Source organism: Microbacterium faecale (genome assembly GCF_014640975.1).
In the GTDB taxonomy this organism is placed as follows: domain Bacteria; phylum Actinomycetota; class Actinomycetes; order Actinomycetales; family Microbacteriaceae; genus Microbacterium; species Microbacterium faecale.
Window position 1 is genome coordinate 35,668 of sequence record NZ_BMHO01000003.1, and the last position, 11,854, is coordinate 47,521.

Genomic DNA, 11,854 nt, shown 5'->3' on the forward strand with positions numbered 1-11,854 from the left:
CGCAGCGTTCACATCTCGCTCACACGGGTGCGGACGCGAGATCGTCGACGGCTGGTCCCTCCAAACGCTCGCCCGTCGCGGAGAACCGCGAGGCGTGCAGAGGACAGTCCCAGCTGCGCTCCGCACGGTTCCACGTCACGATTCCGCCGAGGTGCGGGCAGACGGCTGACAGACGACAGATGGATCCGTCGACACGGGAGATCGCGATCGGCGAAGCTCCTTCGCGCACGACGATCCCGTCGCCCTCAGCGGGTTCATCATCGCCGCCGCCGGTGCCAGCCTCGCTCGAGGCCCAGTCAACGATCACCCGTCGCCCCACTTCGGCGTTGGCACCGACTGCGGCCTTCACCGCCGGAATCCGCAACGCGCGCTCGCGCAGCGTGTGGGCCCACTCGAGGTGCCCTCCGAGCATGTCGGCGGCGATCGTCAGCCCGGCCGCGACGGCATTCGTCATGCCCCACTTGTTGTATCCGGTCGCCGTGTAAATGCGTCCGCCTCCGCGCGGCAGTGCGCCCGCGAACGGGAGCCGCCAGTGGGTTCTGTAGTCCTGTGCGCCCCACCAAGCGACGCGCTCCGGCGAAGAGAACCGCTCCGCAGTCCACGCATCGATGCCACCGAGCGCACGTGCCGTGTCCGGCGACCTGCCCGTGACGTGCGGTCCTCCGCCGACGACGAGGAGCTCCTCGCCGTTCGCTCCCGTCGCCGTGCGCAGCGACCGGCCCGACCGCCCCAGGGAGAGATACATGTCTCGAGGCGGCGACTCGTGCGGAAGCCGGTACGCCACGGCGTACGAGCGCGACGGATCGAGCTTCGCAAAGAACAGTCCACGGTCGAGGATCGGAAATCCCGTCGCGAGCACGCACCGCGCGGCCGCGATAGTGCCGCGATCGCTCACGACCGAGACCCCCTCGCCGCTTTCCTGCACGTCGCGTACGCGGCAGCCCGTCACGATCCGGCCGCCGCGCTCGCGCAGTTCGTCGGTCAGCCCCGCCAACACCGCCATGGGCTGCAGCTGGGCCTGATCGCCAAGCCGCACAGCGCCCACGGCGGCGAGGGGATCCTCTGTCGTGGCGTCGGGAACGACCTCGATCCCCGCCGCTTCCATGGCGGTCCGCTCAGCCTCGAGCGTGGCGAGCTGGGTGTCGACGTCGTCCGCGTCCGCCGCGGCGTAGGTGACCGCGGGCCGGCGGTCGAACGCGACCCCCATCCGTTCGAGCTCGCGCAACAACCACGCCTGCCCCTCGAGATTCGCCTGCGCGTATGCGTGCAGCACGTCTTCGCCGCTGTGCTGACGGATCTCCGAGAAGACGTCGCCCTGCAGAATACTGAGCTTGCCGGTCGTATTTCCGGTCGTCGCCGCGCCGATTTCTCGGGCTTCGAGGACGACGGTCTGCACACCGGCGCGGGCCAGAAGCACGGCCGTGACGAGGCCGGTGAGGCCCGCGCCCACCACGATCGCGTCCACCGTGCCTGGCACGGCGCGCCATTCGTCGGTCGGGATGCGGGGAGCGGTCAGCTGCCACAGTGAAGCCATGCGGCGCACGTTAGCGACCGCAGACCGCTGCGGGAAGGAGGTTGACAACGCGGCGCCAGACCGCCACGGGAAGCGCGGCTGGCCCCTTGGACGACACGAGCGTCGTCGTCAACCCCCTGTCCGCGTCCTCTCGATGTGCATACAGTGGCGAGTATGAACATTCTGTTGTGGATCATCGTCATCGTCGCCGTGGTGCTGCTGGTGCTCGGCGGCATCGTCGAGGCGGTTCGCTTCCTGCTCTGGGTCGGCATCGCGCTCGTGTTGATTGCCGTCATCGCGTGGCTCATCCGCTCGATCGCGGGTCGCCGGCGGTAGCCGCCGTCAGCGTTTCGAACGGCGGTAGCCGGCGTCGCGCGCGTCACGCTCGCTGGCGAAGCACTCCTCAGGCCTGGTGCGGTCGTAGTACCCGCCCCCGGGCATGTGGTAGATCCGCTCGCCCGAGCTCGCGTGGTTTCCCTTGATCGGGTACCCTGCGGGGCAGTCCCAGCCGTTCGGTGACGGAGGCGCGACGCCGTCCGGCTTCGGCTTGGGCTTCGGCGTGGGCGGATCCTCGAGGTCCGGCGAGGGTGCGCCGGACGTCGGGGACTGCCAGGCCACGCCCTCATAGGTCCAGTTCGGGTCGGACCGGCGTAACATGTTCGCCTCGTTGGCGTTCGCCGTGAAGAAGTGCTTGCCGAACTTCGCGCTCCAGAAGCGGTGCACCGGCACGGTGCCGGTGGTCGACATCGCCGCGCAGAAGCCGGTGCCCTCGAAGCTCCAGTTCTTGTCCGTCCGGCGAATCTTCTTCGCCTCGGCGGCGTTGATCGTATAGAAGTGCGATTGGAACGACGACGACCAGAACCGGAACGCCGCCTTCGTTCCCGGCTGGCAACGCTTGTTCTTCACGGGGAAGACGCGGAAGTCTTTGCCCTCGTACGCCCAGTTGCGGTCGCCCGAGTGGAGGTTCTGCGCCTCGCGCGTGTTGATCGTGTAGAAGTGCGCGTTATCGAACGTCGACGACCAGAACCGGTACACGGGAATCGAGTTTGACCCACCGCCGCCGCTGCCGCTCTCCGGGCCGCTGCCGGGGTTCGCGATGCGAACCGTGATGTCGCCGAAGCACCGTTCGCCGAGCGAGGCGAGCGAGTTTTTCTCGGCGCGATCGGCCGACAGTCCCCACCGGATCTTCGTCGCCACCCAGTCTTTCGCGTACCGGCATGTGTTCTGCGCAGGCAGCCATTCGGCGGGGTCGCGGTCGCTCTTCGATCGGTTCGACGACGCGGTCACGGCGACGAGCGATCGTGGCGAATCGAGGTCATTGGCGAAGCGCTTGCGGGTCTCCGCGCTCCAGGCGTGTGCGCCCGATCGCCATGCCTCGGCGAGCGGGACCACGTGGTCGATGTCGAGCGCAGACGCACTCGTGGTCGTCACACCGTCGTAGTACGAAGTCCAGGTTCCGGTACGGATCGTGCATCCGCCCGCCGTCGCCGACGTCGATTCGTCGACGAGCACCTCGGCGCGCGTGTCCTGGCAGTCGCCGTCGGCGTCGATCCAGTGAGCGAACTTGCCGCGGTCGTACCCGGCTCGGTGATCCGCACGAGTGGGCAAGGCACGAACCGCGTCTGAAACGGTTCCGCGCCAGGTGGCTGCCGCGGCCGGAGGCGTGACGTCGGTCGTGTCCGGCACCGACTCGGCCACCGCCGGAGTCGCGGGAACAATGAGCAGCGCGGCGGCGACAAACATGCCGACGACGAGGGAAACTGTGCGACGCATCGCCGGGCCCTTCATGAAGTTGTCAGAGGCGTCAGGGGAGAAAACACGCCCTCATCAGCATATCGATATCGAGGACTATTGCGTAAGGTGAGGGAGAGGCGTCACGCCGTCGCGATCCCTGTCGTCGCGGGGATCCAACCGAGACGACGTCGATGCGCCGTCTCGGGCGAACGGGGGAAGCCGAATGGGACAGGTGGAGGCGAGCACACGCGTCGGTCTGCTGGGCTCGATTGAGGCCCACGTCAACAGCGTCCTGGTCCCGTTGCGCAGTCGTCGTCAGCGCATCGCCCTGACGAGGCTCGCCCTCAGCGAGAACCGCCCCGTGCCCGTCGACACGCTGATCGACGACCTGTGGAATGACGAGCAGCCCGCAGATGCTCCCCATGCGCTACAGGCGCACATCTCGCGCCTGCGCAAGCAGCTACGCCTCGAGATCGAATTCGTCGCGGGCGGGTACCGCCTCGATCCGTCTCGACTCGATCTCGATACGGTGCGCTTCACCGCACTGCACGAGGCAGGATGCGCGCAGCTCGAGGTCGGCGAGCACTCGCGTGCGCTGGAGACGCTCACCGAGGCGCTCGATGTGTGGCGCGGTCCGGCCCTGGGCGACCTCGCCGAAGCGCGCGGGCTGAGGCTCTCGGCATTGCACTTCGAAGAACGAAGGCGGATCGCCCGCCACGACCGCGCGGAGGCCGCGCTCGCGTGCGGGGCCGGAGCTTCGCTCTTGGACGAGCTGCGCGCGGCGCTCGCGTCCGACCCGCTGCGCGAGTCGACGTGGCATCAGCTGATGCGCGCGCTGCGCCAGGCGGGGCGCGAGGCTGAGGCGCTCGACGCATACGGTCAGGCGCGAGAGATCTTCATCGATGAGCTGGGTACGGAGCCAGGATCCCTGCTCGCGGGCCTGCACCGCGCATTGCTGGCGGGGGCTGCGGATCCGCTGGCCGCGGACCAGCCGGAATCGCCGACGCCTGCCGCGCCCCTCAGTGCCGCTCATGACGAAACCCTGGTCGGCCGCCGCGACGAGCTCGCCGTCATCGACCGGGCCTGGCGCGAGAGCGGTGACGGCCTCCGAGTTGTCACGATCAGCGGCGAACCGGGAATCGGAAAGACGCGGCTTGCCGACGCGGCGGTTGACAGGCTCAGCGCGCGAGGCGTCACCGTCTTGCGGGCGCGCTGCGAGTTCTCCACCCGATCAGCATTCGGCGCGTTCGCGCAGCTGCTGCAGGCGCATCTCGCCACTCCCCTGCCCGCACGGCACGAGGCGGAGCTCCGACGCCGCGCGCCCGACCTCGCTCAGGTCCTGCCGGGCTGGCGGGGCGACGTCGACGACGACCTTGGCGATCATGGTGCGCGCCGCGACGACGCGGATCACCACCGCGCCCTGGACGCCATCGCCGCCTGGCTGTCTGCCACGACCCGCGAGGAGCCGGGGCTCATTGTCATCGACGATGCCCAGTGGGCCGATCACGAGTCGCAACTCGCCATCCATCACCTGCTGCATAGCCCGCGGCGCGTCAACGCGCTCGTCATCGTCTGCGTGCGCGATCGCCAGATTGACTCCGGCGACGATTCGCCCCTCACTGATCTGCTGCGGCAGTCGGGGCAGGTCAGCCACCTCGCGCTCCGACGGTTCGGTCTCCACGAGGCGGGACAGCTCATCGACAACGAGAGCGGACGGATGTCGGACGACGACCGGCTGCCGGAGTGGGGACGCGACTACATCCTCGATGCATCAGGCGGCAATCCGCTCTTCATGCTCGAACTCACGCGCCAGCTGGTCATCGAGCGGCCGTCGTCCACCGAACTCCCCCCGCCGCCCGCGGGAGTGAGTCGCGTGATCGAGAGTCGAATTATGGCTCTCCCGGCTGCCGCCCGCGGCCTGCTGAGGCGGGCCGCCGTTCTCGGTACGACGTTCGCACCACTCCGCCTCACCGACTTCTTCGAGCGCATATCCCCAGCCGAGCGCGACGCCGCCCTCAGCGCGGCGCTGCACCACCGACTGATCGAACACGCTGAAGGGGAGCCTCTCCGCTACCGATTCAGCCACGACATCGTGCGCGCGGTGCTCTACGACTCTCTCCCCGCCTCCGAGCGAGCCGCGCTGCACGCGCAGATCGCCCGCGCCCTCGACAGCGACGACACCGGAGATGTCGCGGTCGATCACCAGCTGATTGCGCACCACTACCGGCGCTCCGACGTGGTCGACGGTATCGAACGCGCAGTGCGTCACCTCCTCGCCGCGGGCAGGCAGGCGCTCTTCCGTGGGGCGCCGGCCGCTGGCGAGGAACTCCTCGGCGACGCGCTACGTCTCATGGAAGCCGCGACGCCCACGACGCTGCGGTGCGACCTCCTCATCGAGCTCGGGCGCGCCCAGCAGCGACTCGCACAGCCGCAGTACCGCGACACTCTTCTGGAAGCCTCCCGGCTCGCGCGGAGCGCCGACGACCCCGAGCGTCTGACGACCGCGGTGCTCGCCAACAACCGCGGATGGTGGTCGAACACCTCCGCAATCGACGACGAGCGCGTCGAGTACATCGAGGTGGCTCTCGCGCACAGTCCCGACGACGACCTCCCCGCACGCGCCAAGCTGCTGAGCGCGTGGGCTCTGGAGCATGTGCGGCAGTCGGCCCTCCGCGACGAGGTTCTGTCGGCTGCGAAGCGCGCGCTGGACATCGCCGAAGAGAGCGGGGATCCGCAGGCCCTCGCTCTCGTGTTCGCGCACCGGTACGCCGTGTTGCACGCGCTGTTCGAGGATCCGGCCGAGTGCGCACTCATGAACGATCGGCTGATGTCGCTCGCGAATCGTCTGGGAGACCGGCAGATGCGTCTGTCGGCCGCGGTGGGGACCGCCCAGTCACGGATGCGTCTCGGGGAGTTCTCGATTGCGGATCGCTATGTCAACGAAGCGGTGCGATTGGCAGAGGTTCGCGCAGATCCCGCGCGAACCTGGCTGCTGCGCACGTGGCAGGCGATGCGTCAGGGCGCGCGTGGGAATTTCGACGAGGCCGAGCGACTGGCCGCGATGGCGCTCGAGCTCGGAACGCAGAGCGAACAGGCCGACGCCTACACCTGGTTCGCCGGGCAGCTTTTCACTTTCCGGATGCTCCAGGGGCGGCTACCCGAGATCATGGACGCGGTCCGGGAGCAGGCCGAAGCGCTCACCGACGGGCTCCCCGCGTGGAACGCAGCGCTCGCGCTCGCGCTGTCGCGCTCCGGGCATCAGGAGGACGCGACGGCGGTCATCGACGAGTTCGCGGCGACGAATTTCGAACGCCTACCGCGAGACCTCCTCTGGCTCCACGCGCTCCACTACTTCACGCTCGCCTGCGAGGAGCTGTCGCTTCACCAGCACGCGGGCGTCCTCTACGAGTTGTTGCAGCCCTACGGGTCGATGGTGGCCACGAACGGCACCATCGACGCCGGCCCGGTCGATCTTCATCTCGGCATCCTGGCCCGGATGCAGGGGTGGAACGCGGTCGCCGAGGAGCATCTCGCCGCCGCGGAGACGCTCAGTCGACGTATCGGCGCATCGGTGTGGTCGGCAGAGGCAACGCGCCGACGCGATCATGAGGTGGCACGGGCCTCCTGATCACGCCGGCCGCACGCCTGGCCCTCGATTCTTCACAGCTCATGCGCATCGATACTGGCGCGCACGCTCGCCGTGGCAGCCGAGAGTCATTCAGAACTCGGGTGCAGAGTGCGGATCGTTGGGAGCGGGTGACCCACCGGCCGCTCGAGACCGTCCACGGTCTCGTCGTAGAAGTAGTAAGCATTCATCCGAACGACCGGGAAGAACCACGCTTCTTCTGTGAGGACGGTGTTGATCTTCTGGTATTCGACCGTTCGCTCTTCGAGCTCCAGGAACGCTGAGTCATCCAGCGCCGCGATCAGATCCGCATCCTCGTACTTTCGGGTGTTCTTCGAGCCCTCCGTGGAAATGAAATTCTGAAAGTCGAGTGACGGACTTGCGAATGATACGGGAGCGAACACAGCGGGAAACTTTCCGCTGATAGCCGCAGGGACGAATTCCGCCAACTGTGGCAGCTCCATTTCAAGTGTCACGCCTACTGCAGCCAAGTCCTCGGCCACGGCCTGAAGAGGAACCTGGTGAGCCGCCACGGAACCGACGGCGAACGTGAACCCGTCCGCATAGCCCGCCTCGACGAGAAGCTGCTTAGCGCGTTCCGGGTCATATGGATAAGCGTCGTCGAGGGCGTCAACGAACGAATCAGATTCAGGACTAAACATTTGGCTTGTCGGCGATCCCATGATGACGTTCTCCGCGATTGCTTCACGGTTGATCGCGTAGTTGATCGCCTGCCGGACACGCTCGTCTGCGAGACCCGGGTTCAGTTCACCATTCAAGTCGACGAACTGTCCAGCTACCGTCGGACCAGCGGACTCGTAGACGTTGATGCCAGCAGACTCCGCGGCATCCGCGTCGAGCTGGGTCGCCCAGGAGAGATTCACCTCCCCTGCCTGCAGCGCACTGAAGGCCGCTTGCGCGTCTGACATCACGCGAAAGGTGAGTTCAGAGAATTCGACATTGTCGGCATCCCAGTAGTCAGGGTTCTTGGTGAACACGTACGAGTAGTCTTCGATTGATTCCGCGGCGTCGAAAACGTATGGGCCGGCCCCGACTGGCGCGTTGACGAGGTCCGCGGGCTTCCCCAGCGCGGCGGGGCTGACCATCATCCCCATGTTCTGACTCAGAATCAGCTCCAGATCCGGCACAGGAGTGCTCAGATGAATGACCACCTCGTATTCGTCAACGACGTCCACCGAGTCGACAGCTTGAACGAGAGCGGCGCCTCTGCCGTCCGACGCCTTGCCGTACTCGAGGTTGGCCTTGACAGCGGCGGCGTCGAACGCCTCGCCGTCACTGAAGGTGACGCCCTCTCGGAGGGACATTCGAAACTCGAGGGCAGACTCAAAGCCCCAGTCGGTGGCAAGCCCTGGAGAGAAGTCGCCCTCGACAGTAGCGTGCAGAAGACTCTCATACGCCGCTTGCGAAACCTGCGAGTACTGCAAGAATGTCCATTGGGTTGGATCCCACCCTCCGGTGACCGGTTGTTCGACGGCGATCGCTAATGACGGACCATCGATTTGCTCACCGTCGGCGTTTCCCGCGTCGGGATTATTTGCGCACCCACTCGCCACGGAAAATGCGATCCCGCCAACAAACAGCACGCCGATTCTCCGGTACAGGTTATTACGTTTCGTCATTGAAAAGCACTCCCAGTTCACACCGCCACGAAAGGTCGCTAACTATTAGCACCCAAGACGGTAGATAGACGTCTAATTAACACAATAGAGTCGCCGCTCGCCTCCGGCCGAGGAGACGAAGCTGACGTGGATATCTCACTGCGCTTGTTATTCCGACCGCCAACGTAAAGAGGTCAATTACGTGAAGCCCTGATGTCGCGTCGAATGATGGCGGCGACGTGTTCCCCGATCATCATCGCTGCGATATTCGTCGGCGCGCTGGGCACCGATGGCATGATCGATGCGTCCGCAACTCGAAGTCCATCGACCCCCCGCACGCGCGCGTCAGGACCCACGACCGCCTGCGCGGAATCAGCACCGCCCATGCGGCACGTGGAGGATGCGTGCCACACCCACATCGCCCGTGCTCGCTGCGCCTCTTCGTCGAGACGTGCGGGCTGCCGCACGACGTATTCACTGAAGGGCGGACTCTCCAAGAGCTCGTGAGCCCGCCGCAGCCCGTCGGAAATGCGGGCGCGATCGGCAGGATGCTGCAGCAGGTTCATGTCGACCTCGGGGCCGACCGCCGGATCGGTCGAGGTGATTCGGACCGACCCACGGGAGAAGGGCTGGTGCAGAATGACACCCAGCGCTGACCCGTGCTGCCCAGGGAAGAACGCCTCGTTCGCGCCCATCATCATCATGTCATTGGGCCGCGATTCACCGATGTTCGAGCTGTAACGAAGCAGGATGTGCGTGGGACGAGGACTCGTGCTGCGTCGCGCTGCGTCGGTCGAGGGGAAGGCCAGCCACACACCAGCGTGGTCTTGAAGACCGTCCCCAACCGGGAGATCCGCGACAACATCGATCCCGAGCTGCGCGAGCAGGTCAGCGGGGCCGATGCCTGACCGCTGCAAGATGGTCGGTGAGTTGATGGCTCCCGCGCTGAGGATCACCTCGCCGCCCTCTGCGACGCGGTGGGTCGAGCCGTCCGCCAACTGCACTCCACGCGTGACGCTATCGGTGATGAGTACCCGGTCGACGAGCACGTCACCCTTGATCGTGATGTTCGAGCGCGATCGCGCGGCCTCAAGGTAACCGGCGTTCGTCGACACCCTCTTGCCGTCCTGGTAGTTCGCCGGCACCGGGGAGACGCCGGTCGCGTCGGGCGCATTCGCGTCCTCAGTCCATGGGTGACCGGCGAGAAGCGCCGATTCTTTGAGCGCTCGGTCGATCCCTCCCCACTCGGACTCGGGCTCGCGATAGATGGGAATCGGCCCGGTTGAGCTATGGAAATCTGATTCGGGGAAATCAAGGTCCCGTTCCAACCGACGGAAGGATGTCAGCACGTCGGCGAAAGCCCAGCCGGACGCCCCCTCAGCGGCCCACGAATCGTAGTCCTCGGACGAGCCCCGGAGCGCGACCATGGCATTGATGGATGAGCTCCCGCCCACGCCGCGCCCCCTCTCGTAGAGCATCGGCTCCTGCGTGCCGTTCGGACGCGCAACCACCTGCGGCCAGTACAGGTCCGGATATTCCGCGAGACGACCAATGGCCTCAAGATCGATGCCGCTGAAATCAGACGGCGCCTCGGAAGCAGGAAAATCTGGACCGGCCTCCAGAACGAGTACGCGCACTGAAGGGTCCTCACTCAAGCGGGAGGCCATGATCGCGCCGCTTGTGCCCCCACCCACGACGATGTAGTCCCATTGGACAGTCGGGTTCGATGACATTTCTGGTTGACCTTTCATGAAGAAGGAGTTCGAGGTTTTGTGAAGGGGAGGAGCGGAAGTGAGAAGGTCCGCACCCGCTCAGAGCATCACGCTCACGACCTTCTCCTCAGTGACCTCTTCCAGGCCGCGCAGGCCAAGCTCGGTGCCAGTTCCGCTGCCGTTGAACCCCGTCCACGGGAGGGCCGGATTTACCGCACCCCACCCGTTGATCCACACCGTTCCGGAGCGGAGGCGGTGAGCCAACGAATGCGCGCGCGAGATGTCGCTCGTCCACACGGTAGCGGTGAGCCCATATGCAGAATCATTGGCAAGGGCGAGCGCATGCTCGTCGTCATCGAAGGGAATAACCGTACCGACCGGACCGAAGATCTCTTCGCGCGCGATCGTCATGTCATTGGTCGCATCAGCGAAGATCGTAGGTTCGACGAAGAAGCCCTTGCTCCCCACGCGCGACCCTCCGGCGACAAGGCGAGCGCCTTCCTCCTTGCCAGCGTGAATGTAGCCGAGCACCCGGTCCAGCTGACGTTGACTGATGACCGGCCCCAGCTGATTGCCGGAGACGTTCGGATCCCCCACCCGCATGGACGCGGCCGCAGCGCCCAGGCCGTCGACGAATTCGCGATAGACGTCGCGGTGCACGAGAACACGCGATGCGGCGGCGCAGATCTGCCCCTGGTTCACGAAAAGACCGGTCGCGGTGTCTTGAAGTGCGCGGCGGATGTCCGCGTCAGCGAAAACGAGCTGAGGTGACTTCCCTCCGAGTTCCAACGTGACGTGTGTGAGGCTGTCCGCCGCGGTGCGGGCGATCTGCTTGCCGATTTCTGGGCTGCCTGTGAATGAAATGTGGTCAACGCCGGGGTGGGCGACGAGCGCGGCTCCGGCGACCTGGCCGACACCGGTGACGATGTTGACCGTCCCGTCGGGAATGCCCGCTTCCTGGATCAGGAGGCCGAGATAGTGGACCGCGAGCTGCGCTTCCTCCGACGGCTTCAGTACGACAGTGCACCCGGCCGCGAGAGCGGGGGCGAGCTTGTTGATACTCGCGGCGAGCGGCGTGTTCCAGGGGACAATGGCGGCCATGACTCCTCGCGGCTGGCGCACCGTGTAGGACAGCATTTCGCGCCCCATGAAGCCCGGCGTCGGGATGACTGTCCCGGTCAGTTTGTCGGCCCAGCCAGCGAAATACCGTAGCGTCGCTGCCGAGCCGGGCACGTCGAACATCGCGCCGGCGAGCCTCGGCGCTCCGTTCTCGAACGACTGGATGGTCGACAGCTTCTCGGCGTCGCGGTCCATAAGATCAGCGAGACGCTGCAGGAGACCTGCTCGATCCGCCCCAGACATCGACGACCATTGGCCGGAGTCGAACTGACGCCGCGCTGCCTCGACGGCCCTGTCTACGTCGGGGCTGCCCGCAGCTGAGACCTCGGCCAGCGTCTGTCCGTCGACGGGGTTGATGTTCGCGACGGTCGCGCCGTCGTGGGCCACTTCCCACTGCCCGTCGATGAAGAGGCCCGTCGGGACGTCGACAATTCCCCCTAGAGTTACGCTTCTTTGCGCCATGGCTTTCCTATCACTATTCACGCCGGGTCGGCGTCGATGCCTCCGCCCTACAAAGTGAAGGCCCCACCAA

Annotated in this window: 7 protein-coding genes; 2 read left to right on the forward strand and 5 right to left on the reverse strand. The window is 66.1% G+C overall.

Features of this window, described 5'->3' with window-relative positions; translation table 11 throughout:
• Window positions 1-19: 19 nt before the first annotated feature.
• Window positions 20-1,534, reverse strand: a complete 1,515-nt coding sequence (locus tag IEW87_RS14765; protein ID WP_188713166.1) for an FAD-dependent oxidoreductase — start codon at window positions 1,532-1,534, stop codon at window positions 20-22.
• A gap of 153 nt (window positions 1,535-1,687) precedes the next feature.
• Here IEW87_RS14765 and IEW87_RS14770 point away from each other — a divergent pair, with 153 nt between their 5' ends.
• Window positions 1,688-1,849 carry a hypothetical protein gene (locus tag IEW87_RS14770; protein ID WP_188713167.1) on the forward strand — a complete coding sequence of 54 codons (162 nt, stop codon included), beginning with the start codon at window positions 1,688-1,690 and terminating at the stop codon, window positions 1,847-1,849.
• Between the two features lie 6 nt (window positions 1,850-1,855).
• Here the strand turns inward: IEW87_RS14770 and IEW87_RS14775 are convergent, their stop codons facing one another.
• Complete coding sequence (locus IEW87_RS14775; RefSeq protein ID WP_229731237.1) at window positions 1,856-3,286, reverse strand: sunset domain-containing protein; 1,431 nt, start codon at window positions 3,284-3,286, stop codon at window positions 1,856-1,858.
• A 184-nt stretch (window positions 3,287-3,470) separates the two neighbouring features.
• On the opposite strand from IEW87_RS14775, the gene IEW87_RS14780 reads away from it, so the two are divergent.
• A complete protein-coding gene (locus tag IEW87_RS14780; RefSeq protein ID WP_188713168.1) occupies window positions 3,471-6,875 on the forward strand; it encodes an ATP-binding protein in 3,405 nt (1,134 codons plus the stop codon).
• 86 nt (window positions 6,876-6,961) lie between these two features.
• On the opposite strand, the gene IEW87_RS14785 is transcribed toward IEW87_RS14780, so the two are convergent.
• The 3 genes from IEW87_RS14785 to IEW87_RS14795 form a co-directional block, all read right to left on the reverse strand.
• Window positions 6,962-8,512 carry an ABC transporter substrate-binding protein gene (locus IEW87_RS14785; RefSeq protein ID WP_188713169.1) on the reverse strand — a complete coding sequence of 517 codons (1,551 nt, stop codon included), beginning with the start codon at window positions 8,510-8,512 and terminating at the stop codon, window positions 6,962-6,964.
• A gap of 173 nt (window positions 8,513-8,685) precedes the next feature.
• A complete protein-coding gene (locus IEW87_RS14790) occupies window positions 8,686-10,242 on the reverse strand; it encodes a GMC family oxidoreductase (protein ID WP_308420934.1) in 1,557 nt (518 codons plus the stop codon).
• Window positions 10,243-10,302: 60 nt separating this feature from the next.
• Window positions 10,303-11,784, reverse strand: a complete 1,482-nt coding sequence (locus IEW87_RS14795; RefSeq protein WP_188713171.1) for an aldehyde dehydrogenase family protein — start codon at window positions 11,782-11,784, stop codon at window positions 10,303-10,305.
• Window positions 11,785-11,854: the final 70 nt, after the last annotated feature.

What these genes read in the sequence shown, in the direction of transcription:
- IEW87_RS14785 (WP_188713169.1), bottom strand. Translation starts at nt 8,512, where the DNA reads ATGACGAAACGTAATAACCTGTACCGGAGAATCGGCGTGCTGTTTGTT.
- IEW87_RS14765 (WP_188713166.1), bottom strand. Translation starts at nt 1,534, where the DNA reads ATGGCTTCACTGTGGCAGCTGACCGCTCCCCGCATCCCGACCGACGAA.
- IEW87_RS14780 (WP_188713168.1), top strand. Translation starts at nt 3,471, where the DNA reads ATGGGACAGGTGGAGGCGAGCACACGCGTCGGTCTGCTGGGCTCGATT.
- IEW87_RS14790 (WP_308420934.1), bottom strand. Translation starts at nt 10,242, where the DNA reads ATGAAAGGTCAACCAGAAATGTCATCGAACCCGACTGTCCAATGGGAC.
- IEW87_RS14775 (WP_229731237.1), bottom strand. Translation starts at nt 3,286, where the DNA reads ATGCGTCGCACAGTTTCCCTCGTCGTCGGCATGTTTGTCGCCGCCGCG.
- IEW87_RS14770 (WP_188713167.1), top strand. Translation starts at nt 1,688, where the DNA reads ATGAACATTCTGTTGTGGATCATCGTCATCGTCGCCGTGGTGCTGCTG.
- IEW87_RS14795 (WP_188713171.1), bottom strand. Translation starts at nt 11,784, where the DNA reads ATGGCGCAAAGAAGCGTAACTCTAGGGGGAATTGTCGACGTCCCGACG.